This is a genomic window from Bacillus fonticola (genome assembly GCF_012955605.1).
In the GTDB taxonomy this organism is placed as follows: Bacteria; Bacillota; Bacilli; order Bacillales; family JC228; genus Bacillus_CG; species Bacillus_CG fonticola.
In genome coordinates this window covers 2,232,460-2,257,957 of record NZ_CP052135.1, presented here as the reverse complement: position 1 = coordinate 2,257,957, position 25,498 = coordinate 2,232,460, and the positions used below count along the sequence as shown (strand labels likewise).

The following is a 25,498-nucleotide window of genomic DNA, read 5'->3' as shown; positions in this document are numbered from 1 at the left end:
TGATGGAACAATCAACGTATCGAAAATTAGAATTTGACAAAGTGAAAAACGCTTTGCTGTCCCATGCTACGTCCGTTATGACGCAAGAACGGATTCGACAATTGGCACCGTTGACGAAAATAAGCGACGTAGAAAAGGCCATTCAAGAAACTGACGAAGCAATCACTGTTTACCGTTTAAAGGGAAATGTCCCGCTCCGAGGCGTGTATGACATTAGACCCCACGTGAAGCGCGCGACGATTAGTGGGATGTTAAATCCTCATGAACTATACCAAATTGGAAATACACTCAGACAAGGTCGGCACATTCAGCAGTTTATTGAGGGACTTTTGGAAGAGGCACCTTATCCACAATTAGAAGCCCAGACAGAGCGAATTGTCGTACTGCGAGATATGGAAGTAAATATTGAACATGCAGTGGATGAAAGTGGTGAAGTATTGGATTCCGCGAGCCCGACACTTCGCACGTTACGCCAAAAGCGCAGAAGCCAAGAAGCGAGGGTCCGCGAACGATTAGAAAGCATGATTCGAGGTGCGAATGCAAGTAAGATGCTATCAGACCAGATCGTCACGATTCGAAATGAACGCTTCGTATTGCCTGTAAAGCAAGAATACCGCGGACACTACGGCGGGATTGTGCACGATCAGTCAGCATCAGGACAAACGTTGTTCATTGAGCCACAATCAATTGTGGAGCTAAACAACGGTATTCAGCAAGCAAAAGTTGAAGAACAGCGTGAAATTGAACGGATTCTTCTCGCATTTACAGAGCAAGTAGCAGAATTAGCAGACATTCTACTAACCAATTTAGATGCGATCTCACGTTTAGACTGGTATTTTACAAAAGCTCGTTACGGGCAAAGTGTAAAAGGCACAAAACCGCGTCTAAATGATGAAGGTCGTGTGAGGCTTGTAAAAGCACGTCATCCACTCCTACCAGATGATGAAGTCGTTCCGAACACAATTGAAATTGGTGATACGTTCACGACGATGGTGATTACTGGTCCGAATACAGGAGGGAAAACCGTTGCATTGAAAACGCTCGGGTTGCTTGTCACTATGGCGCAATCAGGCTTGTTTCTTCCTGTAGAAGAAGGATCAGAAGTAGGTGTTTTTACACAAATCTTCGCTGATATCGGTGACGAACAATCCATTGAACAAAGCTTAAGTACTTTCTCAAGTCATATGGTCAACATCGTTGAGATCTTACAGAAGGCTGATGAAAAAAGCCTCGTTCTTTTTGACGAGTTAGGCGCTGGCACAGACCCACAAGAGGGGGCAGCCTTGGCGATTAGTATTTTAGACAATATGCACCAACGAAAAGCATGCGTCGTCGCTACAACACACTATCCCGAATTAAAAGCGTACGGATACAATCGGGAGCGGGTGACGAACGCGAGCGTCGAGTTTGATATTGAAACTTTAAGTCCGACGTATCGCCTCCTTATCGGCATACCTGGTCGAAGTAACGCATTTGAAATTTCTAAACGCCTTGGATTGTCAGAGGATCTAATCGGACGGGCCAAATCGTTAATAAGTGAAGACTCCGCTGAGGTTGATCAAATGATCGCTTCTTTAGAGTCGAGTAGACGTGCTGCAGAAATAGAGGAACAAGAAGCGCGGGATTTTGCTAAAAGTGCGGAGAAATTACTTGCAGATTTGCAAGATGAAATGCAACAGTATCATGAAAAGAAACTAAAATGGCACGAAAAAGCGCGTGAAGAAGCGAAACTTATTGTAGACAAAGCACGTAAAGAAGCAGAGAACATTGTGCAAGAGCTTCATAATATGAAATCCACACAAGCTGAATCTGTCGTAAAAGACCACGAACTTATTAGGTTGCGGAAGAAATTGGATGAGCTAGTGCCTGATATACCTGTCCAACCAAAGGCCCCGCATCAAAAGAAAGAAGAAGCTTCTTTGCAACCTGGTGATGATGTGAAAGTGGTGAGTTTTGATCAAAAAGGACAGCTGCTTGAGAAGGTGGATGACAACCATTGGCAAGTTCAGCTTGGTATTTTAAAGATGAAAGTAGCCACATCCGATCTTGTAAAGCTTAAACAAGAGAAAAACCAAGCGCCAAAACCAATGGCTACAGTGCGAGGGAGTGCTTCCCATGTCAAACTAGAGCTTGACCTACGTGGAGAGCGGTTTGAAGCTGCTATTACGAAAGTCGAAAAGTACATTGATGATGCATTGCTGGCTGGATATCCACGTGTTTCGATCATACATGGAAAAGGAACTGGAGCGCTTAGAAAAGGCGTGCAAGACTTCTTAAAGCAACATCGCTCAGTGAAAGATGTGCGGTACGGAGAGGCGTCTGAAGGTGGAAATGGTGTGACGATCGTAGTATTAGGCTAGAGAGTGGGGATGAGTGTGAACCCGTTTTGGGAGAATGATTTAGTGGCTACAGCAGCTTATTATAGCGTGGTGGTGCTCTGTATGGTCGTGTTTATGGCTGTGTTTGAGCTGGTAACCAAATATAATAACTGGGAGGAAATTAAAAAAGGGAATGTCGCGGTAGCGTTGGCAACGGGTGGGAAAATGCTCGGCATTGCCAACATCTTTCGTTTCTCGATTGAAGCGAATGACACACTCTTAACAACTGTAGGATGGGGTGTCTATGGCTTTGCTTTGCTTGTGTTCGCTTATTTTATATTTGAATTTTTGACGCCAAAATTTAAAATTGACGAAGAAATTTCACAAGATAACAGAGCTGTTGGCTTTATCTCCTTTGTTATTTCACTGGGGCTTTCGTATGTCATCGGTGCAGGAATTTAAGCCTAAATTCGAAAAGAATTATTCTAGCGTCTCGGGATAAGTAGGGAGGATAATAAGTGGAGACATTAGCTAAAATATTGTTCGGTGTGTGCGGTGCCTTTATATTGATTGGTGTTATTTATTTGTCATTTTTTTAATCATCATGTCTCGGCGTGGCGCTCGCGGGGATGCGGGTGTGTCTGTGCTGCGCAGTTTGCAGACTTTCTACTATACGATCATGTCTCTTAACAGACAATCCTTTAGTACGTAATATTTTCAAAAAGTGTCGTAACATACTTCGATTTCGTTGCGACTCTTTTTGTTGTGCAGTATACTATATGTAAGCGTTTTAATTTTTCAAAACAATTCAATAAAAGTCCTTAATCAGACAAAAAAAGGAGGGAAATGAATGGAATCTGTTTCGGAAACGCCGTGGACACGTATGTATCCGCAAGAAATCCCTACAACGTTAACTTATGATGTAAAACCTTTGCCCCACTATTTAGAAGAAGTCTCAAATGCATATGGTGATGCGACGGCTATTCACTTCTTAGGCTATTCGATGACGTTTTCCAAACTATATACAGAAGCAAAAACACTCGCTTCTTATTTGCAAAGAAATGGAATCAGAAAAGGAGATCGCGTTGCTATTATGTTGCCCAACTGTCCCCAAGCTGTCGTGGGCTACTATGGCGTGTTGTTAGCAGGAGGTATTGTAGTACAAACGAACCCACTCTATACAGAGCAAGAAGTGGCGTATCAGTTGAAAGATTCAGGGGCAAAAGCCATTATTACTCTAGACATTTTATACCCACGGGTCAGCAAAGTGAAAGACACTACCTCATTAGAACACATTATTGTGACTGAGATTAAGCAGTATTTACCATTTCCAAAAAACTTGCTTTATCCTTTTGTCCAAAAAAAGCAATATGGAATTCAAGTAAAAGTGGAACATAAAGCCCCTGTACATCTATGGAACGTCATTCAAAAGCAAGGTCCTCTCCCATTTGAATGTATAGACATTGATCCTCAAGAAGATCTTGCACTGCTTCAATACACCGGCGGCACAACCGGTTACCCTAAAGGTGTGATGTTAACCCACGAAAACCTTGTCGCTAACGTAAAAATGTGTACAGCTTGGATGTATCGCTGTGAACGCGGGAAAGAAACGGTGCTTGGTATTTTACCATTTTTTCACGTGTACGGGATGACAACGGTTATGCTCCTGTCAGTTATGGAAGCACAAAAGATGGTTCTTCTTCCTAAATTTGATCCAGAAACAGTGCTCAAAACAATTCAAAAAGAACGTCCTACTTTATTTCCTGGTGCACCGACCATTTATATTGGCTTGTTAAACCATCCTGATCTCTCAAAATATGACCTTTCTTCTGTTAATGCGTGTATTAGTGGTTCTGCCCCCCTACCTGTAGAAGTGAAAGAGCAGTTCGAAAAAGTAACCGGTGGGAATTTAGTAGAAGGATACGGTTTGACAGAATCTTCCCCAGTGACCCATTCGAATTTTTTGTGGGATGGACATGGAAAACGTGGATCTATAGGTGTGCCATGGCCAGATACTCTCGCTGCTATTCGTTCCTTTGAGGGAGAGAGTGCCCCTGTTGGTGAGGTTGGTGAGATTGTCGTAAAAGGACCTCAAGTGATGAAAGGTTACTGGAACAAAGAAGAAGAAACGGCTGAAGTTCTCCAAGATGGATGGTTATCTACAGGGGATTTAGGCTACATGGACGAAGACGGTTATTTCTATGTTGTAGATCGGAAGAAAGATATGATCATCGCGGGTGGCTACAATGTATACCCCCGTGAAATTGAAGAGGTATTATACGAACACGAAGCAGTTCAAGAGGTAGTCGCCGCAGGGGTTCCTGATGCGTACCGAGGGGAAACAGTCAAAGCGTATGTAGTTTTGAAAGAAGGAAAAACGATTTCGGAAAAGGAATTAGATGCGTTTTGCCGAAAATCTTTAGCGGCCTATAAAGTTCCGAGAATCTATGAGTTCCGTGCCGAGCTCCCGAAAACAGCAGTCGGTAAAATCTTACGCCGCAAACTGGTAGAGGAAGAGCGAGAAAAACAAATAGCAGAGGAAAAAAAGCAAGCGTAATCACTTTCGGAGTCGAGTCATGTGGACTCCCTCCTTTTTGCAGCGTGTTTGGACAAGTAATACGTATAAACCTTCTTGACAGTTCTAAAGATGCCATGTATTCTAGGAATATGAATGATGATTCATTCATTTTACCAGCTTGAGGGGTGGACCATTTGAAACGAAATAAACCAAAATACAAACAAATTTTAGACGCAGCTATAGAGGTGATCGCGGAGAACGGTTACCACCAAGCGCAAGTCTCGAAGATTGCTAGAAAAGCTGGTGTAGCGGACGGTACGATTTATTTGTACTTCAAGAATAAAGAGGACATCCTCATCTCCCTCTTTCGTGAAAAGATGGGACAGTTCATTGAAGACATGAAGGTAAAAATTGCTGAGAAGGAAACAGCTGCAGAGAAATTGTTAGATCTAATTGAAAACCATTTTTCGATGTTAAGTAGCAGTCCAAGCTTAGCCATTGTGACGCAATTAGAGTTGAGACAATCTAATAAAGACATTCGCTTGAAAATTAATGAAGTCTTGAAAAATTACTTGCTCCTTGTAGACACCATTATCGAAGCTGGTAAAGACAGCGGAGAATTTCGTGAAGATGTGGATGTAAGGCTTGCACGTCAACTCATATTTGGTACGATTGATGAGATGGTGACTACATGGATTATGAATGATCAGAAGTACGACTTGAAAAAACAAGCGATATCTGTGCAGGCTCTCCTTTTGTATGGGTGTGGGGGATCGCTGAAGCAGGTGTAGAAAGGTAGGAAAGCCGATGTCCTTTTTTCAAACAACGGTGGAAGACCGCGTTGCCATCGTAACGTACAGTCGCCCACCAGCCAATGCTCTTTCTCAAGCAGTACTGACGTCGTTAAACGAGTTACTGACGGAACTAGAGGAGAATAAAGAAGTACGGGCCATTGTATTAAAAGGGGAAGGACGATTTTTCTCCGCTGGTGCCGACATTAAAGAGTTTACAACGGTTACGACCGAAGACGGCTTTGCCGAGTTAGGGAAGGGCGGGCAAGACGTGTTCGAAAGAATGGAAACGCTCTCAAAACCAATTATTGCCGCTATTCATGGAGCTGCTCTTGGTGGAGGACTTGAACTCGCGATGGGGTGCCACCTTCGTCTCGTTACACCGAATGCGAAACTAGGCCTACCAGAATTACAGCTCGGACTTGTCCCAGGATTTGCTGGAACCCAAAGACTTCCGAGGCTAATCGGATCAGCAAAAGCCGCCGAACTTCTTTTTACGAGTGAGCCACTCACAGGGGAAGAAGCAGTGCAGTGGGGATTGGCAAACCGCGTAGTAGAAGAGGAGAAATTGTTCGATGAGGCCATTGTTCTCGCGAAAAAGATTGCCGAGAAGAGCCCTGTTGCGCTCAAAGAAACGATATCGTTGCTCAATTACTCTAAATCGAAGAACTTTTACGAAGGCGTGAAAAAAGAGCAAGCGGCATTCGGTAGAGTGTTTACGTCGAAGGATGGTCAAGAAGGCATTGCGGCTTTCTTGCAGAAAAGAAAGCCAACGTTTACAGGGGAATAGGTAGACAAGGCGGTAGCCTTTGTAGCGGTCGTAACTGGAAATTGAAGAGATACATGAACATAGGGAGGCATCATTCATGAATATTTACGTTCTATTAAAACGTACGTTTGATACGGAAGAAAAAATTACACTCTCTGGTGGAGTGATTCAAGAAGACGGTGCAGAGTTCATCATTAATCCGTATGATGAATACGCAGTGGAAGAAGCGATTACCGTCCGTGATGAGCACGGTGGAGAGGTAACTGTCGTAACGGTCGGTGGAGAAGAAAGCGAGAAGCAACTTCGCACTGCCTTAGCAATGGGGGCAGATAAGGCTGTCCTTATTAATACGGAAGACGATGTAGAAGCAAGTGACCAGTTTACAACGGCAACTTTACTTGCAACTTACTTAAAAGAACAAGAAGTAGATCTCATTATCGCAGGGAATGTTGCCATTGATGGTGGTTCTGGTCAAGTAGGTCCGCGAGTTGCTGATCAGCTTGATATTCCTTACGTGACGACAATTACCGAGCTTTCTATTGATGGGGATACGGTGAAAGTAGTGCGTGATGTAGAAGGCGACTCAGAAGAAATCACGACATCATTACCATTGCTAGTTACAGCACAACAAGGACTGAACGAACCACGTTATCCCTCTTTACCAGGTATCATGAAAGCGAAGAAGAAACCGTTAGATGAACTGGAGTTAGACGACTTAGACCTAGAAGAAGATGATGTAGAAGCAAAAACAAAACGTATTGAAGTGTTTTTGCCTCCACAAAAAGAAGCAGGTCGGATTTTAGAAGGCGACCTCGATCAACAAGTTCAAGAACTTGTGAAAGTACTACGAACTGAAGCGAAAGTTATCTAACATAGAAATTGTTCGGGAGGGAGAAGACTTATGTCTAAAAAGGTAGTTGTTATTGGGGAAGCACGAGACGGAGCGCTTCGGAATGTTACGTTCGAAGCGATTGCCGCGGCACATAAAGTAGCAGAAGGAGGAGAAGTTGTAGGTATCCTCCTAGGTAAATCAGTTAGATCACTCGCTGTAGAACTCATTCATTACGGGGCAGACCGTGTACTCGTTGCGGAAGATGAAAAGCTAGAATCGTATACTTCTGATGGATATACGCAAGCGTTACTTCCATTACTTCAAGAAGAAAATCCTGAGGCCATTGTGCTAGGTCACACCGCACAAGGAAAAGACTTGTCGCCGAAGTTAGCTAGTCGTTTGAAGTCAGGACTTATTTCCGACGTCACTGCGATTGAAGAAGCAGGTGGAAACCTTGTGTTCACACGACCGATATACTCTGGTAAGGCATTCGAAAAGAAAATTGTTACGGACGGTCTTGTGTTCGTGACAGTTCGTCCAAACAATATTAATGCTTTAGAAAAGGATACAACGCGGTCTGGAGACGTTCAGCAACAAGATGTGTCGGTCACTGATTTACGCACAATTATCCAAAATGTTGTACGCAAAGCAACAGAAGGTGTTGATTTGTCTGAAGCGAAAGTGGTAATTGCCGGTGGTCGAGGGGTGAAAAGCTCGGAAGGTTTCGAACCGTTAAAAGAACTTGCGAATGTTCTAGGTGGAGCTGTGGGAGCTTCTCGTGGAGCATGTGATGCTGACTACTGTGACTACTCTTTACAAATTGGTCAAACAGGAAAAGTCGTTACACCTGATTTGTACATTGCTTGTGGGATTTCTGGTGCGATTCAACATCTTGCTGGGATGTCAAACGCAAAAGTAATCGTAGCGATTAACAAGGATCCTGAAGCTAATATCTTTAACGTTGCTGATTACGGAATCGTAGGGGATTTGTTTGAAGTGGTCCCACTTCTAACAGAGGAGTTTAAAAAGCTTAAAGTACAAACTTCATAAGGTAAGACTCATTTGAATAAACAAGCTCCTTCGTTTGCATAGAGATAAACGGAGGAGCTTGTTTATGTAGAGACTTTTTAGTTGCGTATGTCCCTTTTGAATGGCTATAAGGGGTTCCGGACAAGCTAAATGAGACGCAAGCAAAAGGTTCGCTAAACCAGTAGGTACGTGATATACTTCTAACCACTATAGAACTTGAGGAGGAATGAGTCGATGGCAATTACACATGTAACGGATCAAACGTTTGGTCAAGAAACAGGTGGCGGATTAGTACTTGCTGACTTTTGGGCAACATGGTGTGGCCCTTGTAAAATGATTGCGCCAGTTCTTGAAGAACTCGACGGTGAAATGGGAGATAAAGTAAAAATCGTAAAATTAGATGTTGACGAAAACCAAGAAACAGCTGGGAAATATGGTGTAATGAGCATTCCGACATTAATCGTATTTAAAGACGGGGAGGTTGTCGACAAAGTTGTTGGCTTCCAACCGAAAGAAGCTTTGCAAGAAGTACTTGAAAAACACGCGTAATCAAGGTAAGAGTGGCTCGGAAGGAAAGCGAACACTTCCAGAGGCACTCTTCTTTTTCTGTTAAAGTTAATTTTTTGCACTCATAAACTGGACGGTTTTTTGCGGGGGAGGGATCGTTTTTGAAAGAGATCATTCAACATAAACTAGCGCTACTGCTCGATCAACCTGGATGCTATTTAATGAAAGATCGTCAAGGTACTATTATTTATGTGGGGAAAGCTAAGTCGCTCCGTAACCGTATCCGCTCCTACTTTACTGGCTCCCATGATGGGAAAACGCAGCGCCTTGTAAGTGAAATCCACGACTTTGAATACATCGTTACATCCTCCAATATGGAAGCTCTCATACTTGAAAACAACTTAATAAAAAAACACGATCCAAAGTACAATGTCATGCTAAAGGATGACAAAACATACCCGTTTTTAAAGCTAACCGCTGAGCGACATCCACGCTTGATTACAACACGGAAAGTGAAACGAGATAAAGCGAAGTATTTTGGCCCCTACCCAAACGTATATGCAGCAAATGAAACGAAAAAACTGTTGGATCGCTTGTATCCGCTTAGAAAATGTTCGACACTACCCGACCGTGTGTGTCTTTATTATCATTTGGGTCAGTGTTTAGCTCCGTGTGTGAAGGAGGTACCTGAATCAACTTACAAAGACATAGTGCAAGAGATAACTAAGTTTTTAAACGGTGGATATAAAAACATTAAGCAGGAATTAGTAAAATCGATGCAAGCAGCAAGTGAAGCTTTAGACTTTGAAAAAGCGAAAGAGCTTCGTGACCAGATTCAACATATAGAAGCCACAATGGAAAAACAAAAAATGGCGACGACAGATTTTGTTGATCGCGACGTCTTTGGGTATGCCGTAGAGAGTGGTTGGATGTGTGTTCAAGTATTTTTCATCCGCCAAGGGAATTTAATCGAGCGGGACGTTTCCACTTTTCCTATTTATGACGATCCAGAAGGAGAGTTTTTGACTTTTCTTGGTCAGTTTTACGATCAGCCAAGCCACTTTAAGCCGAAAGAAGTGCTTCTATCAAAAGAAGTGCCTGCTGACCTTGTGGAGGAGTACTTACAGGTTAAGGTTCTTCAGCCTGTAAAAGGGCAGAAAAAAGAGATGGTAGAGTTGGCTAAGAAAAATGCACAAATTGCCATAAAGGAAAAATTTGCGCTTATTGGCCGTGACGAAGAACGCACGATTCAGGCTGTCGAACAGTTAGGTGAAGCACTGAATATTCATCCGCCACTTCGAATTGAGGCTTTTGATAATTCGAATATTCAAGGTAGTGACCCCGTGTCGGCGATGGTTGTATTTACAGATGGGAAACCGGATAAAAAGGAATATCGAAAGTATAAAGTGAAAACGGTTCAAGGTCCTGACGATTATGAGACGATGCGTGAAGTGGTACGCCGCCGCTATTCGCGTGTGTTACGAGAAGGAAAACCGCTCCCAGATCTAGTGTTAATTGACGGTGGAAAAGGACAAATTGAGGCAGCTCGGGAAGTACTAGTTGATGAACTTGGACTAGATATGCCATTAGCTGGACTTGCTAAAGATGACAAACATAAAACATCACAGCTATTGTTCGGTAATCCGTTGGAAATTGTTCCCCTTGAGCGAAATAGTCAATCGTTTTATTTACTACAGCGAATCCAAGACGAAGTGCACCGCTTCGCTATTACGTTCCATCGTCAAATTCGTTCAAAATCCGCCTTTCAATCAATTTTGGATGAGGTAATGGGAATTGGAGAAAAACGTAAAAAGCAGCTATATAAACACTTTGGCTCTGTAAAAAAAATGAAAGAGGCTAGTGTTGCAGAATTCATAGCGGCGGGCTTGCCAAGCCATGTAGCAGAAAAATTGGTGAATGTCTTACAAAAGGACAATTGAGCTATTAACTAGAACATGATACAATCGTGAAGAAAAGTATCGCGAATAGAGTGAAGATAGAGGTGCGGAAGTCATGAGTACATTGCGGGAGAGCGGGTCTGCTCAACGATCGTAATCGAAAGGGACAACCGCCGAAGCTGTTTATTTAGACTCAAGATAAACAGCTGGCTTACTTGCTGAAGAAGCGGGGGGCTGTCAAGATTTAAGAATCTTGGAGGGCTATCTCACATTGACTCGGAAACGAAGCAATGAGGGAAACCCCTTATTGCTTTTTTTGCACGTAGAGGAAGTTCCCAACACCTCTATTCTACTCATGCGTGGTACATAGTATTGACAGATAACATCTAGAGAGGAAGAAATATCTTGGCTCGTATTGTACAAAAATTTGGCGGTACTTCCGTAGGGTCTGTGGAGCGTATTATTCGTGTCGCAGATCGTGTCATCGCTGAAGCAGACGCTGGACATGAAGTTATCGTGGTCGTTTCAGCAATGGGAAAGACAACGGATCAACTCGTGACATTAGCAAATGAATTGACTGTGAGTCCGAGTGCACGTGAAATGGACATGCTATTGTCTACAGGAGAACAAGTAACAACGAGCCTCCTCGCCATGGCTCTTCAAAATCGAGGGATGTCAGCAGCAAGCATCACCGGATGGCAAGCGGGAATTCAAACAGAATCTGTCCCGGGAAATGCACGCATCGTCAACATCGATACTACGCGTCTAGAGCAACTGTTAGCAAGTGGAACCATTGCTATCGTAGCTGGTTTTCAAGGAATATCTCAAGAGCAAGACATTACAACACTGGGTAGAGGTGGGTCTGATACAACAGCTGTTGCTTTAGCTGCTGCCTTACATGCCGACCGTTGTGACATTTACACCGATGTTCCAGGTGTGTTTACGACAGATCCACGTGTTGTGAAAGATGCGAGAAAGTTGCAGAGAATTTCCTATGATGAGATGTTAGAGTTAGCCCATTTAGGTGCAGGTGTTCTTCACCCACGTGCAGTTGAATTTGCGAAAAATTATCAAATCCCGCTAACTGTACGGTCAAGTATGACATTTGAAGAGGGGACACGTATTGAGGAGGAAGTGAAAATGGAAAATCGGTCAGTTGTTCGAGGAATTGCCTTCGAAGATCAAATCACAAGGATGACCTTATTTCGTATGCCGCGTAAAGAGAAAAATCTATCTGCGGTATTCTCTACGTTAGCACGTCATCGAATCAATGTAGATATCATTATTCAGTCTGTAACGAGCGAGAATTCAAGTAATTTGTCCTTCTCGGTGAAAGATTCTGACGTAGAAGAAGCAAGCCGCATTCTTGAACAAGAGCAGGAGAGGTTGCATTTTGAGAAGATGGAGGCGGAATCAGGACTAGCAAAAGTAAGCATTGTTGGTTCAGGGATGATTTCCAATCCCGGTGTCGCTGCGGAAATGTTCGATAAGCTCGCACAGGAAGACATTGATATTAAAATGGTCAGTACTTCAGAGATTAAAGTTTCGACTGTAATTGAGAAACAACATATGCAAAAGGCAACGCAAGCTTTGCATAACTGCTTTCAGCTGGGAGAAGAGATGCCGGTAGAAGGTGTACCCGTTACACATACGTAAAAAGGTGACCGGTTAGGCCACCTTTACTCCTCTGCTAAAGCATCTTTCCGATCCCATTTCAAGAGAATATGGATTTCGCCTTTGCGCTTACGGTTATTCTCCGTTGCTTCGGTGATGACTTTGTGGATGTGTTCGAACTGCTGGGCTAAAAATCCCGCTTCTAGATGGAAGGAAGCGAGCTTTTGCTCACTGAGTCGATATTCAACAATGGAACCAGATAGGATAACTAGCGCCTCGTCCTTTTTCATTTTGGCAAAAGTGAGCGTGCCAAATGATGCGCGTTCGAAGAATTCTTGAATCGCTTCAAGAGATGATAGTGGATTCGCTCGCGCCATTTGTTTGCCTGCCCAATATTGAGCGGTAGGGGAAGAAATAAGAAGAGGCCCCAATTGGTCACGAAGTAAATGAACGGCGAATGAAGGATCGCGTTTGGATTCTCTAATTTGTTGGTCTGCTTTGAGTGCTACTTGTTGTTCATTGTGCTTAGGCATAATTCCACACTCCTCTCCCCATTAGTATAACGGATTCTGTTAGTTTGCGTGGAAAAGATGGAGAAAATTTTCCCGTAACTACGGTAATGTTTGGGTGGTGCAGATCGGAAGACAATCTAATTCCTTAAACATTTTTTTGTGGATTGATTAAAGGGAAATCATCTTCATTTGTACGTGAATTATATCCGTATTTTTTTGTTGAGCAAGCGTTCAGGAATTGTATCCGTTTTCTTGACGCGGCTTGCCAGTAGGAGTAAACTTGACTTGGCACACCATTGTCACACTTTTACAGCAGGTTCCATTTAATGAAATTTGTTGCTGTTTTACTATCGAGGGGGGAAAGAACTATGGCAAGAAGTCGTGAATACACGTTACGACGAATTCACTCATTATTAGGAGTAATTCCTGTAGGTGTATTCCTCATTCAACATTTAGTGGTAAATAACTTCGCAACACGAGGTGAGGAAGCGTTCAACGCTGCTTCCGAGTTCATGGTAAACCTACCATTTCGTTACGCACTTGAAATCTTTGTCATCTTTTTACCGCTATTATTTCACGCTGTGTATGGAATCTACATTGCCTTCACTGCCAAAAATAACGTGAGTAACTTCGGTTTTGTGAGAAACTGGTTATTTCTAGTGCAAAGAATCACCGGTATCGTGACGCTCATTTTTATTGTATGGCACGTTTGGGAAACGCGAATTGCTGCAGCTCGTGGCGCCGAAGTGAACTTTAATATGATGGAGAACATTTTGAGTCAACCATTCTTCTTCTGGTTCTACATTGTCGGTGTCATCTCCACGATCTTCCACTTTGCTAATGGTTTGTGGTCGTTTGGAGTAAGTTGGGGAATTACTGTGACACCGCGCTCGCAATTAATCTCTACATATGTAACGATCGGTGTTTTCCTTGCCCTTTCATATGTAGGAGTAAGTGCGATTTTAGCATTTGTGTAAAAAAAGTTTACTAGTTTGAGCAAGTCTCTAAAGGGAGTGAGCCACAAGTTATGAATAAAGGTAAAGTGATTGTGGTCGGTGGCGGTCTCGCAGGATTGATGGCGACGATTAAAGCTGCTGAATCAGACACACCAGTTGAACTATTTTCTCTCGTTCCCGTTAAGCGCTCCCACTCTGTATGTGCACAGGGCGGTATTAACGGTGCGGTAAATACAAAAGGAGAAGGGGACTCACCGTATGAGCACTTTGATGACACTGTATACGGTGGAGACTTCCTAGCCAACCAACCTCCAGTAAAGGCAATGACGGAGGCAGCGCCAGGTATCATTCATCTTTTAGATCGTATGGGTGTTATGTTTAACCGGACACCTGAAGGATTGTTGGATTTCCGTCGTTTCGGGGGAACACAACACCACCGCACCGCCTATGCAGGTGCAACGACAGGTCAGCAATTGCTTTATGCACTTGATGAGCAAGTACGACGTTATGAAGTAGCAGGACTCGTTACGAAGTATGAAGGCTGGGAGTTTCTTGGTACAGTCCTTGATGACGAAGGTCGTGCTCGCGGGATCGTGGCACAAGACTTAACGACGATGGAGATTCAATCGTTCCGTGCTGATGCAACCATTTTAGCAACAGGTGGACCTGGTATTATCTTTGGAAAGTCAACAAACTCTGTTATTAACACTGGATCTGCTGCGGCGATTGCGTATCAACAAGGTGCGTACTATGCAAACGGTGAGTTTATTCAAATTCACCCGACAGCTATTCCGGGGGACGATAAACTACGCCTTATGAGTGAGTCTGCTCGTGGAGAAGGTGGACGAGTTTGGACGTATAAAGAAGGTAAACCATGGTACTTCCTCGAGGAGAAATATCCTGCTTATGGAAACCTAGTGCCACGTGATATTGCGACTCGTGAAATTTTTGACGTTTGCGTACGCCAAAAACTCGGAGTAAACGGCGAAAACATGGTGTACTTAGATCTTTCTCATAAAGATGCGAAAGAACTTGACGTAAAACTCGGTGGCATTATCGAGATTTACGAGAAATTCATGGGAGATGACCCACGAAAAGTACCAATGAAGATCTTCCCTGCAGTTCACTATTCAATGGGTGGTCTGTGGGTTGACTATGAACAACAAACTAACATCCCTGGCTTGTTTGCTGCGGGTGAAGCTGATTATTCTCAACACGGAGCAAATCGTCTTGGAGCGAACTCGTTGTTATCAGCTATTTATGGAGGAATGGTTGCTGGACCAAAAGCTATTGAATATATTCAAGGGCTTGAAACATCAGCGGACGACCTTTCTTCCACGTTGTTCGAAGGATTTGAAAAACAAGAGCAACAAAAGTGGGAAGAAATCCTTGCCATGAATGGAAAAGAAAATGCCTACGTTCTTCATAAAGAGCTTGGTGAATGGATGACAGATAACGTAACCGTTGTCCGTCACAACGATAAGCTACAGCAAACAGATGATAAGATTCAAGAATTGCTAGAACGATTCCAAAATATCAACATGACGGACACATCCAAATGGAGTAACCAAGGTGCTACGTTTACTCGTCAACTGCAAAACATGTTACAGTTAGCGCGTGTGATTACGATCGGGGCGTACAACCGAAATGAAAGTCGTGGCGCTCACTACAAGCCTGACTTCCCTGATCGTAACGATGAAGAGTTCTTGAAAACAACGATGGCAAAATTTGTTGGCAAAGCGGAAGCGCCGCAGTTCCACTATGAAGATGTGGATGTATCGTTGATTAAGCCGCGGAAACGAGACTATTCGAAGAAGAAAGGGGAGAATTAAGAATGGCGACAGCGGAAAAAACAAAAACCGTTCGTTTTATTATTACGAGACAAGATCGTCCAGACGCTACCCCTTACGATGAGGAATTCGAACTAGAGTATCGTCAGAATATGAACGTCATTTCAGCGCTCATGGAAATCAGACGCAACCCAGTGAATGCAAAAGGTGACACAACCACTCCGATTAACTGGGACATGAATTGCCTGGAAGAGGTTTGTGGTGCTTGCTCTATGGTCATTAACGGCAAGCCACGTCAATCTTGTACAGCTCTCATTGATAAACTGGAGCAACCAATTCGGTTAGCGCCGATGAAAACATTCCCAGTCGTTCGCGATCTACAAGTTGACCGTAGCCGCATGTTCGATTCTCTGAAAAAGGTAAAAGCATGGATTCCTATCGATGGTACGTACGATTTAGGACCAGGACCACGTATGCCAGAAAAGAAACGTCAGTGGGCATATGAACTATCCAAATGTATGACGTGTGGTGTTTGCTTAGAGGCGTGTCCAAACGTTAACAGTAAATCTAACTTCATCGGACCAGCACCGCTCTCTCAAGTGCGTCTCTTTAACGCACATCCGACTGGCGAGATGAACAAATCCGAACGACTGGAAGCGATTATGGGTGAAGGCGGACTTGCAAACTGCGGAAACTCCCAAAACTGCGTACAATCGTGTCCAAAAGGAATTCCTTTGACAACATCAATCGCTGCTTTAAACCGCGACACAACAGTCCAAATGTTCCGCAACTTCTTCGGAAGCGACCAAGGCTAGGCAAGGCCGGGAACAGGTACGCCCCGAAATTTGTCGAATGGACGATAGTAAGTACAAAGTCCCCTGTGGAGAGAAATCTTTGCGGGGGATTCTGTTTGGGAGAATGAAGTGTTTAAAACGAATTCAGGAAGCGGTAGCAATGCGAAATCACGTCTGTCTAAGTTAATTCCATTAGGACAAAAGCTGTTCCATGAAGAAGATTAGATCATTAAGCCAACTTGAGGAAATGTTGGATAGTGAATTTACCTGGCGATTAAAAGAACTATCCTACATCAGACAATATGTTCAAATTTCAAATGGACCTATTACGTGTTTCGAGAAATGAATTTTTCGAAATCTATGACGATGTTGTCATAATGTTAAGGAATATAAAAACTGCTATTGAAAATGCTGCAGTACAAAAGGGTTACTGCGTATCTGTGTAAATAGCGTCATGGTAAATATTTTTTTGAATCATGTCTAAAGCAGGGATGGTTTTGAAAATATTGATCTGGATTCTTTAAATAGATAGTGAAGGTCCTATAGAGAGAAATCTCCGTAGGGCTTTTTATTTCTCATTTTCACGCATGCTCACGTATCGCATCCTAGTCATTTACTCCACGTTTCTTCTTCCCCTTCTGTCCCAATTCCATTACAATGAAAGGAAACCGAATGAACATTCATTCACCTTTGATAGGAGGAGACATAATGGCAAGAGCACCCTATATTCATGACTTAGAAGCATACACATCTTCATTTTCCTTTCAAATTCCGATAGCTGTTCGCTTTTCCGAAACGGATATGTATGGACACGTGAACAACACAGTGCCGTTTACATATTATGAAGAAGTACGTATCGCGTATTTACAGTCCATTGGCCTTATGGATGAGTGGAGCCAGTCTGACTGTATTCCTGTAGTTGCGGATTTGCAGTGTGATTATTTTACTCAAGTATATTTTGGCGATCAACTACAAGTTGGCGTGAAGGTGGCCAAGATTGGAACTTCGAGTGTTGACATGCAATATTTAGTAACTAAAGTAGACGGAACTGTTGCGTATACGGGTCGAGGGACGATGGTTCAGGTTTCAAAGCATACAGGTAAAAGTGTGCCGTGGTCAAATTTTGCAAGGGATTGTTTGCTTCAAACCCAATCAAATTAGTGGGACAAGAACACATTTTCACGACTTTCTCTATTCGCTTACCCTTATAGTGTCACTACAGCGCGTGTCGTCACATATGATAACATGACTAAACTTACACCCATCCCACAGTTCAGTAGCGCTTTGAGGCAAGGAGGGTTATCGTCGTTGAAGGAGAATGAATTTACTCATAAGCCACTTTTAACAAAACGGGAAAGAGAAGTCTTTGAATTGTTAGTCCAAGACAAAACAACAAAGGACATCGCAAAAGAATTGTTTATTAGTGAAAAAACAGTTCGAAATCACATCTCCAATGCGATGCAAAAACTAGGAGTAAAAGGCCGTTCACAAGCAGTGGTCGAGCTTCTTCGCATGGGAGAACTACAGCTGTAATTCGAAATTTAGAAAAAACGTCAACCTAGGACGGTATTTTTTTGAGGAACTAAAGTCTGTGGGGGCGTTTTTGTGGGTAGTGTTGTCTATCCATACACATATAAAAACCGGTCCTTTTTTAAAGAAGACCGGTTTTTAATGCTTTATTGTTGAAATTAGAAGCGAAACAGTAGAAAATAAGAGAAACATGGCCAATTGGTCTAAGGGAGTGAATCTTATTGACGAACGACATGGAAGTTCGTGATGTAAAACTAGTCGTCGCCACTATTGAAAAAGAGCTAAGATATATTTCTGGAATCATTAAACAAAAGGGTAGGGAAATCCTTTCTAACTACACAATCACTCCGCCACAATTTGTTGCCCTGCAATGGTTATTTGAAGAAGGGGATATGACCATTGGAGAGCTCTCTAATAAAATGTTCCTCGCTTGTAGTACAACGACAGATCTAATTGATCGGATGGAAAAAAGTCATCTAGTTGAACGCGTGAAAAATCCAAGTGATCGTAGGGTGGTGCGCATCCACTTATTAAGCGAAGGTGAACGTATCATTAATGAAGTGATTCAAAAACGGCAAGCTTACTTAGAAGAAGTGTTACATGACTTTTCAGAAGGAGAAGTTCGCTCACTAGAAAAGCAACTAATGAAGTTACATCAAGACATGAAAGAGTGAGGCGATTGGGTAACCAACCAATTGGGATTATGGATTCTGGTGTCGGAGGACTTACTGTAGCGAGTGAAGTTATGCGCCAATTACCACATGAGACAATTTGTTATGTGGGAGATGCGGCTCGCTGTCCGTATGGTCCTCGTCATTCAGAAGAAGTACGTCATTTCACTTGGCAAATGGCGCACTTTTTGATGGACCAAAATAGTAAGTTGTTAATTATTGCCTGCAATACTGCAACTGCTGTGGCGCTTGATGATCTCCGGGCAAAGCTACCGATTCCTGTAATTGGTGTTGTTCACCCGGGAGCACGCGCAGCTATAAATATGTCACGCACACGTCGAATTGGTGTCATTGGAACAGAAGGCACCGTCAAAAGCGGTGCATACACACGGGCCTTGCAGTCTATCCATCGAGGTGTACAAGTGTCCCCCCTCGCATGTCCAAAGTTTGTGCCCCTCGTAGAGAGCAATGCGTATGAGGGAGAAATAGCCCGTCAAATTGTGCAAGAAACTTTGCAACCACTGGTAACAATTGAACTCGATACGCTTATTTTAGGCTGTACGCATTACCCTTTACTAGAGCCGCTTATCCAAAGAACGATGGGTGACCACGTGTCCATTATTAGCTCTGGGGAAGAGACAGCGCGTGAAACCTCCCTTGTTCTTTATGATCGCGGGATTGTCGCTAATACGGACAACCACAAAGGACATACGTTTTACACGACCGGTTCCATAGAGCTTTTCGAGACCATTCTCGATAACTGGTTACCTCCACACAACAGAATGATTAGGCCAGTTTCGTTAGATCGCTATTAAAATATTGAGAAGCCACTTTACAATTCAGAGGTGGCTTCTTTTATTTTGTCATGAAGTCAACCTACATTGGTAATTCTTCTATCTCCACTAAAGATTGTATGGTCTAAAACGAGAAAAGGCTCGTATACATAGTAGTACAAACTGTCCTAGGAGGGATATGAGGATGTCTAAGAAGAAACAGACTGTAGTCGTGACATTGATTGCTTCCAGCTTACTGTTGAGTGGTTGTGGGCTTTTTGGAGGGGAGGAACAAGCACAAGTCGATCCCCCTCAGGATGTGACATATACAGATGAAGAAGAAGTGCTGCAAGAGTGGGACGCTGGAAATCCTGGAGAAGAAGAAGGTGCAGATCAAGAGGGAGAGGCAGCAGATACAACCCTTCAAACTTTATACTTAATTGATAACGATGGATTTGTGGTTCCACAAACAGTAGAAATGCCGATCACGAATAGCGTCGCACAACAAGCTCTTGATTATCTTGTAGCAGGTGGTCCTATTACACAAGAGTTACCTGAAGGGTTTCGTGCGGTCCTTCCAGAAGGAACTGTCTCCTCTATCGATGTAAACGAAGGTGTAGCAACGGTAGACTTTTCGACAGAGTTCACTCAGTACATGGAAGAAGATGAGAAACGGATCGTTCAAGCGGTTACGTGGACGTTAACAGAGTTTGACTCTATTGACCGTGTGAAATTTACTGTCAATGGAAACGAGCAGACAGAAATGCCTGTAGCCAGCTTCCCGCTTGACGATGCCGGCATGTCACGTGCTGACGGAATTAACTTAGACAGTAGAAGCTTCGCAGACATCACCGGCACGAGTCAAGTTACCGTGTACTACCTAGGACAAAATGACGAAGGCCAGTACTATCAAGTCCCAGTCACTACTCGCATTGATAAAAGTCTAGACCCGGTTACTGCTACCATTGCAAAATTAGTAGAGGGACCTGCGTATACAAGTTCAAACCTCGTTTCTGAGTTTTTAACAGATGTTGAATTAGTAGAAGCGCCGATTGTAGAAGATGGTCTTGTGACGTTGAACTTTAACGAAGCCCTTCTTGCTGGAAATGAAGAGGGAGTGCTATCCAGCCGTATGCTTCAAAGTATCGTTCTTTCTCTAACAGAGCAAAAGAGTATTAAAGAAGTTTCTATTCAAGTAGCAGGAGAGTCAGAATTTGTGAATGAAAATGGCGAATCTGTGGCAGAACCTGTCTCTCGTCCAGAGAATGTCAACACAAGTGGCGTGTAAAACAACATATTGCTATACTGGTAAAGACAAGTTGCTTCAGCAGCTTGTCTTTGCTTTTGGTGATTTTTACTAGTCGTACATAGGAAATATTTGTTAGTACATGTTAGTAAAGACGTACTAAGCTAGCATGACAAAATAAATGATACTGGTTTGACAGGAGGACGTTTTTTGTGACGAGAGAAGACGGACGCACTTGTGAAGAGTCGCGCTCAGTACATATCGAACCTCATTACATCATGCACCCAGAAGGTTCGTGCTTAATTACAGTTGGCAATACGAAAGTCATTTGCGCAGCTTCTATCGAGGAGCGTGTTCCTCCTTTTATGAGAGGACAAGGAAAAGGCTGGATATCTGCAGAATACGCAATGCTTCCAAGAGCGACGACAACGCGAAACATTCGAGAATCGTCGAAGGGAAAAGTGTCGGGTAGAACGATGGAAATTCAACGATTGATCGGACGTTCTTTGCGTGCTGTTGTCGATTTAGATGCAATTGGTGAACGTACGATTTGGTTGGATTGTGATGTCATTCAAGCGGATGGAGGAACTCGTACAGCGAGCATTACAGGGGCATTTGTCGCATTGGCATTCGCATTGGACAAGCTACAAAAAAACGCTTCGCTAAAGAAATTTCCTTTGAAGGATTACCTGGCTGCGACAAGTGTTGGTGTGCTCCCTTCAGTGGGTCCTGCGGTTGACTTGCCGTACAAGGAGGATGCTGCTGCTCTTGTAGATATGAATGTGGTCATGACAGGAACAGGGCAGTTTGTAGAACTGCAAGGGACAGGTGAAGAGGCAACGTTTTCGTCAGAAGAATTACAACAAATGCTCCAGTTAGCTAAAGGAGCAATCACCAACTTAATGGACGTACAAAAAACAGTGCTAGGCACTATAGCAAATAAAATCCAACAAGGCGACCCATCATGAGTGGGCGCCTCCTGTTAGCAACAAACAATAGAGGGAAAGCAAAAGAGTTCCAAACTCTTTTTGCGCGTTTTCATTATGAAGTGCTGACATTACAAGACGTGTCGGACGATTTTGATGTTGAAGAGACTGGCGATACCTTTGAAGAAAATGCCAGTTTAAAAGCAGAAGCTGCCGCAAATCACTTTGGAATGATGACCATTGCTGATGATTCAGGACTTTGTATAGACGCTCTTGGAGGCAAGCCTGGTGTGTATTCGGCTCGTTATGCAGGCGAGGAAAAAAGTGATGAATCGAACATTGAAAAAGTATTACAAGAACTGCGGGAAGTGCCGGATGCGGAAAGAACCGCACTTTTTGTATGTTGTTTAGCGGTCGCTTTTCCAGGGTTTAAGGCACGTACAGTAATGGGTACAGTACACGGTCGCATACTTCACGAAAAAAGAGGAGCAAATGGCTTCGGCTACGATCCTATCTTCTTTTTTGAAGAGGAAGGTGCCACGTTTGCGGAACTATCTTCTGAACAAAAGCAGCGGTGGAGTCATCGAGCTAATGCGATGAAAAAGCTGGAAACGGTGTTAGGTTCATGGATGAAAGAGGTGGAGAGTGATGAATTTTCTCGTAGTGAGTGATAGCCATGCAAGTAAAGAAGAGCTTGTCACTTTATTGGAGCGACATCCGGGGTTAGATTTGTATATTCACTGTGGGGATAGTGAACTTTCTTCAGACGACCCCGTGTTAGAGCAATTTCAGGTTGTGCGAGGGAATTGTGACATGGACGGGCGTTTGCCGAATCTCGTAACCGTAGAAGTAGCCGGGGTTACATTTTTAGTTGTGCATGGTCATCAGCATCAAGTGAAAACAACATTGACTCCTTTAGGCATAAAAGCGAAAGAAGTGGGCGCGGATATCGCTTGTTTTGGCCATTCTCACGAGCTTGGCTGTGAGGAAAATAATGGAACGGTGTTTTTAAACCCGGGTAGTGTGCGATTACCCAGAGGACGTAAAGAATGCACCTATATTCTTGGAGATGTGACTGAAGATACGGTATTCATTCAGGCGAAAGAATACCCAAGCGGTGATGTGGGGAAATTCTCCTTTTCGCGGACATAATGTTATTCTGTGTTAATTTTATATGAATAAATAAAAAAACTGCCTCAAAAGAAGGCAGTTTTTACTACGTCCCAGGAGAGATTCGAACTCCCGACCGACGGCTTAGAAGGCCGTTGCTCTATCCAGCTGAGCTACTGGGACACAAAACGTATCACAGAGACAAATCTTATTATAGAAACTCATCAACCCAATGTCAACCATTTTCTAATGAAAGTTCTTCCACCACACTAACAATCAACCTCTGTTTGTTTTCCGTTCAAAGCACATGCTACACTGTAGGGGATTTGAAGGAAAGCGAGCGAACCGTTTTGAAGGATAATGAAAATAAGAAGCGAAACGTGATCCCTATTCCACGATTACAGGAACGGTACATAGCCCTTGGGAAAGAGCGGTTGAAAGAACAAGAATTTGAAGAGGCTGTCGATCTTTATGAGCAAGCAATAGAGATGGATTCGTGTCACGAAGAAGTGTATTTTAGTTTGCTTGCATGTTATATGGAGCTTCATCATTCACAAAAAGGTGTTGTACTTTGCGAAGAGATGATGAAGCGTGGTCTAGGTCATTACTTCACTGTTATGGAATTGTATGTGACCTTTTTGATTCAGGAGCGAAAATATGACACAGCATACGACGTGTTACGCATGCTGTTTGAAGAAGAGGGAGACCAAATTCCTGCAGAGCAGTACAATCGGTTGCAAAGAGTGCTTCAACTTTGCGATCGGGTTCGTCATGAAGGAGAGTTTATTGAAGAAATTGTGGAGGACGTGTTGCTACCTCAACAAGAAGAATGGACAGATTGGTCGAGACTATTCCATGAAAATATTCGACCAGAGCTCCCAAGAATTAAACGTTATTTAGCAAGCGAAGATACCCATCCCTTTACAAAAACGCTTATGCTCCATGCATTAAAGGAACAAGAGGTAAATGCGTCTGTCACAGTATGCAAGTTTGGGGAGACGTTCACTGGTAGTGCAATGAGCTTACCAACGGCTCAAGACTGGGCGTTTAAAGAGGAAGTACTGACTCTCTTAGCGAGTGTGGTAGAAGACGAAGATCCCACCTTGTACACTTCCATTCAAGCTATGGTCGAGCGTCACTTTTTTTTATTGTACCCTTTTACTACACCTACCTCAAACGCTAGCAAATGGGCATATGCTTACATGATACAGGCAAGCGAGTGGCTCGGACAGGAAGAGCAAGTTCAAGAATGGAAAAAGCGCTGTCCGATTCCTTACGACCATCTTGAACCTGTATTTGAGCGAATTCAAAGTTTAGAAGAAATGCAACCCCCTCACTTGTAAAGAGTGTATATGGGAAAACAGTTGAAAGCCCATTTGTCTATGTTATAATAGAGTGGTTTGAAGCAGATGGCTTATGTAGTCACCTATGCAGAAATGTGGTGGATCGGTACCATTAAAACGTGTGTGACGTACCGAGAAAACAATTAAACAGTGAGTAAATAATGCGTCAATAGATTGGTTGGAGGGAATTTGATGTCAGTTAAATGGGAAAAACAAGAAGGTAACGAAGGTGTATTAACGGTTACAGTAGATGTGGATACTGTGAACAAAGGATTAGACCAGGCCTTTAAAAAAGTGGTTCAACAAATTAATGTTCCAGGTTTCCGTAAAGGAAAAATGCCACGCCAAATGTTTGACAAGCGTTTTGGAGTAGAATCTCTTTATCAAGATGCGCTTGATGTCATTCTGCCAGATGCATATGCTAAAGCTGTTGAGGAAGCAGGTATTTCACCTGTATCTCAACCTGAAATTGACCTTGACCAAATGGAAAAAGGCAAAGAGCTTATCTTCACAGCGAAGGTAATTGTGAAGCCAGAAGCAACTCTCGGTGAATATAAAGGGCTCGAAGTGGAAAAACAAGATACAGACGTATCCGATGAAGATGTACAAGCAGAACTCGAAACTTTGCAACAAAATCAAGCCGAACTTGCTGTGAAAGAAGATGCTGCTGTTGAAGGCGATACCGTTGTTTTGGACTTCGAAGGATTCGTAGACGGTGAAGCGTTTGAAGGTGGACAAGCGGATAATTATTCAATCGAACTTGGATCCAATACGTTCATCCCTGGCTTTGAAGAGCAGTTGGTAGGCGTAAAAGCTGAGGAAGAAAAAGACGTAACGGTAACATTCCCAGAGGAGTATCACGCTGCTGAGCTTGCTGGAAAAGAAGCTGTGTTCAAAGTGAAAATTCACGAAGTAAAAGGCAAAGAGCTTCCTGAGTTGGATGATGAGTTTGCTAAAGACGTGGACGAAGAAGTAGAGACGTTGGATGCACTTAAAGCTAAAATCAGTGAGCGCCTATTAGAAGAAAAGAAACAAGCTGCAGAGCAAGCCATTCGCGATGCTGTAGTGGAAAAAGCTGCAGAAAACACACAGGTAGACATTCCAGAAGCGATGATCGATAACGAAACAGGGCGCATGCTTCAAGAGTTCGAACAACGTCTACAAGCGCAAGGGATGACCCTTGATATGTACTTCCAGTTCTCTGGTCAAGAAGAAAAAGACTTGAAGCAACAAATGGCAGAAGATGCGAAAAAACGTGTACTTTTTAATTTGACGCTTGAAGCAGTAGCCATTCAAGAGAACCTAGTAGTAACTGATGAAGACGTAGATGCTGAACTTGAAGAAATGGCAAAACAATACAACCTCGAAAAAGAGCAAATTGCTCAAGCCCTTGGTGGACAGCTTGACGGTCTGAAAGAAGAGTTAAAAATCAAGAAGGCAGTCGATTTTCTTGTGGAAAACAGCAAAACTGTTGCATAATAATAAGTAGAGAAAAGGCGCGACTCGTTCGTGCCTTTCTTGTACATACGGTACGGTCTAGAAATTAAGAACATGCATTCATGGGACGCTGG

Annotated in this window: 24 protein-coding genes, 1 tRNA gene and 1 riboswitch; of the genes, 23 read left to right on the top strand and 2 right to left on the bottom strand. The window is 43.2% G+C overall.

All coding sequences use genetic code 11. The features are described from left to right. The first annotated feature begins 2 nt into the window (after positions 1 to 2). The 10 genes from HHK01_RS11155 (at position 3) to HHK01_RS11110 (ending at position 12,318) form a co-directional block, all read left to right on the top strand. Positions 3 to 2,360, top strand: a complete 2,358-nt coding sequence (locus HHK01_RS11155) for an endonuclease MutS2 (protein ID WP_170008762.1) — start codon at positions 3 to 5, stop codon at positions 2,358 to 2,360. Between the two features lie 15 nt (positions 2,361 to 2,375). Next, positions 2,376 to 2,780 (top strand): DUF350 domain-containing protein, encoded by a 405-nt coding sequence (locus HHK01_RS11150; protein WP_170007867.1) that lies wholly within the window; start codon positions 2,376 to 2,378, stop codon positions 2,778 to 2,780. 388 nt (positions 2,781 to 3,168) lie between these two features. Then, positions 3,169 to 4,875 carry an AMP-binding protein gene (locus HHK01_RS11145; RefSeq protein WP_170007866.1) on the top strand — a complete coding sequence of 569 codons (1,707 nt, stop codon included), beginning with the start codon at positions 3,169 to 3,171 and terminating at the stop codon, positions 4,873 to 4,875. 155 nt (positions 4,876 to 5,030) lie between these two features. Next, entirely contained in the window at positions 5,031 to 5,627 is a 597-nt protein-coding gene (locus tag HHK01_RS11140; protein WP_170007865.1) for a fatty acid metabolism transcriptional regulator FadR, read from the top strand. Positions 5,628 to 5,643: 16 nt separating this feature from the next. Beyond that, complete coding sequence (locus HHK01_RS11135; RefSeq protein WP_170007864.1) at positions 5,644 to 6,417, top strand: enoyl-CoA hydratase; 774 nt, start codon at positions 5,644 to 5,646, stop codon at positions 6,415 to 6,417. 76 nt (positions 6,418 to 6,493) lie between these two features. Then, a complete protein-coding gene (locus HHK01_RS11130) occupies positions 6,494 to 7,267 on the top strand; it encodes an electron transfer flavoprotein subunit beta/FixA family protein (protein ID WP_170007863.1) in 774 nt (257 codons plus the stop codon). Between the two features lie 30 nt (positions 7,268 to 7,297). Further along, entirely contained in the window at positions 7,298 to 8,278 is a 981-nt protein-coding gene (locus tag HHK01_RS11125) for an electron transfer flavoprotein subunit alpha/FixB family protein (RefSeq protein ID WP_170007862.1), read from the top strand. A gap of 213 nt (positions 8,279 to 8,491) precedes the next feature. After that, positions 8,492 to 8,806 carry a thioredoxin gene (gene trxA / locus HHK01_RS11120; protein WP_170007861.1) on the top strand — a complete coding sequence of 105 codons (315 nt, stop codon included), beginning with the start codon at positions 8,492 to 8,494 and terminating at the stop codon, positions 8,804 to 8,806. A 119-nt stretch (positions 8,807 to 8,925) separates the two neighbouring features. Next, positions 8,926 to 10,704, top strand: coding sequence for an excinuclease ABC subunit UvrC (gene uvrC / locus HHK01_RS11115; protein ID WP_170007860.1), 1,779 nt, complete (start codon positions 8,926 to 8,928; stop codon positions 10,702 to 10,704). Positions 10,705 to 10,753: 49 nt separating this feature from the next. Continuing rightward, positions 10,754 to 10,934: riboswitch (Lysine riboswitch) on the top strand. A 133-nt stretch (positions 10,935 to 11,067) separates the two neighbouring features. Further along, positions 11,068 to 12,318, top strand: a complete 1,251-nt coding sequence (locus tag HHK01_RS11110) for an aspartate kinase (RefSeq protein WP_170007859.1) — start codon at positions 11,068 to 11,070, stop codon at positions 12,316 to 12,318. Between the two features lie 23 nt (positions 12,319 to 12,341). Here HHK01_RS11110 and HHK01_RS11105 read toward each other — a convergent pair whose 3' ends face one another. Beyond that, entirely contained in the window at positions 12,342 to 12,809 is a 468-nt protein-coding gene (locus HHK01_RS11105) for a DUF2507 domain-containing protein (RefSeq protein WP_170007858.1), read from the bottom strand. A gap of 347 nt (positions 12,810 to 13,156) precedes the next feature. On the opposite strand from HHK01_RS11105, the gene HHK01_RS11100 reads away from it, so the two are divergent. The 11 genes from HHK01_RS11100 to HHK01_RS11050 all read left to right on the top strand — a co-directional run bounded on the left by HHK01_RS11100 (position 13,157) and on the right by HHK01_RS11050 (position 22,626). Continuing rightward, the gene (locus HHK01_RS11100; protein ID WP_170007857.1) at positions 13,157 to 13,765 is read left to right on the top strand and encodes a succinate dehydrogenase cytochrome b558 subunit; all 609 of its coding nucleotides are present in this window, start codon (positions 13,157 to 13,159) and stop codon (positions 13,763 to 13,765) included. Between the two features lie 50 nt (positions 13,766 to 13,815). After that, positions 13,816 to 15,576 (top strand): succinate dehydrogenase flavoprotein subunit, encoded by a 1,761-nt coding sequence (sdhA, locus tag HHK01_RS11095; protein ID WP_170007856.1) that lies wholly within the window; start codon positions 13,816 to 13,818, stop codon positions 15,574 to 15,576. Between the two features lie 2 nt (positions 15,577 to 15,578). Then, positions 15,579 to 16,349, top strand: a complete 771-nt coding sequence (sdhB, locus tag HHK01_RS11090; RefSeq protein ID WP_170007855.1) for a succinate dehydrogenase iron-sulfur subunit — start codon at positions 15,579 to 15,581, stop codon at positions 16,347 to 16,349. A 687-nt stretch (positions 16,350 to 17,036) separates the two neighbouring features. Beyond that, complete coding sequence (locus HHK01_RS11085) at positions 17,037 to 17,489, top strand: acyl-CoA thioesterase (RefSeq protein ID WP_170007854.1); 453 nt, start codon at positions 17,037 to 17,039, stop codon at positions 17,487 to 17,489. A gap of 147 nt (positions 17,490 to 17,636) precedes the next feature. Then, entirely contained in the window at positions 17,637 to 17,861 is a 225-nt protein-coding gene (locus tag HHK01_RS11080; RefSeq protein ID WP_170007853.1) for a helix-turn-helix domain-containing protein, read from the top strand. A gap of 230 nt (positions 17,862 to 18,091) precedes the next feature. Continuing rightward, positions 18,092 to 18,532: a MarR family winged helix-turn-helix transcriptional regulator gene (locus HHK01_RS11075; RefSeq protein WP_170008761.1), complete on the top strand. Its 441-nt coding sequence runs from the start codon at positions 18,092 to 18,094 to the stop codon at positions 18,530 to 18,532. 5 nt (positions 18,533 to 18,537) lie between these two features. Next, positions 18,538 to 19,344: a glutamate racemase gene (gene racE, locus HHK01_RS11070; protein ID WP_170007852.1), complete on the top strand. Its 807-nt coding sequence runs from the start codon at positions 18,538 to 18,540 to the stop codon at positions 19,342 to 19,344. Positions 19,345 to 19,507: 163 nt separating this feature from the next. Continuing rightward, the gene (locus HHK01_RS11065) at positions 19,508 to 20,590 is read left to right on the top strand and encodes a GerMN domain-containing protein (RefSeq protein ID WP_170007851.1); all 1,083 of its coding nucleotides are present in this window, start codon (positions 19,508 to 19,510) and stop codon (positions 20,588 to 20,590) included. A gap of 170 nt (positions 20,591 to 20,760) precedes the next feature. Next, positions 20,761 to 21,516 carry a ribonuclease PH gene (rph, locus tag HHK01_RS11060; RefSeq protein WP_170007850.1) on the top strand — a complete coding sequence of 252 codons (756 nt, stop codon included), beginning with the start codon at positions 20,761 to 20,763 and terminating at the stop codon, positions 21,514 to 21,516. Further along, entirely contained in the window at positions 21,513 to 22,145 is a 633-nt protein-coding gene (locus HHK01_RS11055; RefSeq protein ID WP_170007849.1) for an XTP/dITP diphosphatase, read from the top strand. The genes rph and HHK01_RS11055 overlap by 4 nt, the downstream gene beginning before the upstream one ends. After that, the gene (locus tag HHK01_RS11050) at positions 22,123 to 22,626 is read left to right on the top strand and encodes a metallophosphoesterase family protein (protein ID WP_228027553.1); all 504 of its coding nucleotides are present in this window, start codon (positions 22,123 to 22,125) and stop codon (positions 22,624 to 22,626) included. The genes HHK01_RS11055 and HHK01_RS11050 overlap by 23 nt, the downstream gene beginning before the upstream one ends. 67 nt (positions 22,627 to 22,693) lie before the next feature. On the opposite strand, the gene HHK01_RS11045 is transcribed toward HHK01_RS11050, so the two are convergent. Next, positions 22,694 to 22,767, bottom strand: a tRNA-Arg gene (locus tag HHK01_RS11045). Positions 22,768 to 22,871: 104 nt separating this feature from the next. On the opposite strand from HHK01_RS11045, the gene HHK01_RS11040 reads away from it, so the two are divergent. Together HHK01_RS11040 and tig are read left to right on the top strand one after the other, a co-directional pair. After that, on the top strand, positions 22,872 to 23,927 hold the full coding sequence (locus tag HHK01_RS11040) for a tetratricopeptide repeat protein (RefSeq protein ID WP_228027552.1): 1,056 nt from the start codon (positions 22,872 to 22,874) through the stop codon (positions 23,925 to 23,927). A gap of 192 nt (positions 23,928 to 24,119) precedes the next feature. Then, a complete protein-coding gene (tig, locus tag HHK01_RS11035; protein ID WP_170007846.1) occupies positions 24,120 to 25,406 on the top strand; it encodes a trigger factor in 1,287 nt (428 codons plus the stop codon). Positions 25,407 to 25,498: the final 92 nt, after the last annotated feature.

Coding starts and splice junctions, on each gene's coding strand:
- HHK01_RS11125 (WP_170007862.1), top strand. CDS start 7,298: ATGTCTAAAAAGGTAGTTGTTATTGGGGAAGCACGAGACGGAGCGCTT.
- HHK01_RS11135 (WP_170007864.1), top strand. CDS start 5,644: ATGTCCTTTTTTCAAACAACGGTGGAAGACCGCGTTGCCATCGTAACG.
- HHK01_RS11105 (WP_170007858.1), bottom strand. CDS start 12,809: ATGCCTAAGCACAATGAACAACAAGTAGCACTCAAAGCAGACCAACAA.
- HHK01_RS11085 (WP_170007854.1), top strand. CDS start 17,037: ATGGCAAGAGCACCCTATATTCATGACTTAGAAGCATACACATCTTCA.
- HHK01_RS11155 (WP_170008762.1), top strand. CDS start 3: ATGGAACAATCAACGTATCGAAAATTAGAATTTGACAAAGTGAAAAAC.
- HHK01_RS11100 (WP_170007857.1), top strand. CDS start 13,157: ATGGCAAGAAGTCGTGAATACACGTTACGACGAATTCACTCATTATTA.
- tig (WP_170007846.1), top strand. CDS start 24,120: ATGTCAGTTAAATGGGAAAAACAAGAAGGTAACGAAGGTGTATTAACG.
- HHK01_RS11065 (WP_170007851.1), top strand. CDS start 19,508: ATGTCTAAGAAGAAACAGACTGTAGTCGTGACATTGATTGCTTCCAGC.
- sdhB (WP_170007855.1), top strand. CDS start 15,579: ATGGCGACAGCGGAAAAAACAAAAACCGTTCGTTTTATTATTACGAGA.
- sdhA (WP_170007856.1), top strand. CDS start 13,816: ATGAATAAAGGTAAAGTGATTGTGGTCGGTGGCGGTCTCGCAGGATTG.
- HHK01_RS11075 (WP_170008761.1), top strand. CDS start 18,092: ATGGAAGTTCGTGATGTAAAACTAGTCGTCGCCACTATTGAAAAAGAG.
- HHK01_RS11145 (WP_170007866.1), top strand. CDS start 3,169: ATGGAATCTGTTTCGGAAACGCCGTGGACACGTATGTATCCGCAAGAA.
- HHK01_RS11055 (WP_170007849.1), top strand. CDS start 21,513: ATGAGTGGGCGCCTCCTGTTAGCAACAAACAATAGAGGGAAAGCAAAA.
- HHK01_RS11050 (WP_228027553.1), top strand. CDS start 22,123: ATGAATTTTCTCGTAGTGAGTGATAGCCATGCAAGTAAAGAAGAGCTT.
- trxA (WP_170007861.1), top strand. CDS start 8,492: ATGGCAATTACACATGTAACGGATCAAACGTTTGGTCAAGAAACAGGT.
- HHK01_RS11130 (WP_170007863.1), top strand. CDS start 6,494: ATGAATATTTACGTTCTATTAAAACGTACGTTTGATACGGAAGAAAAA.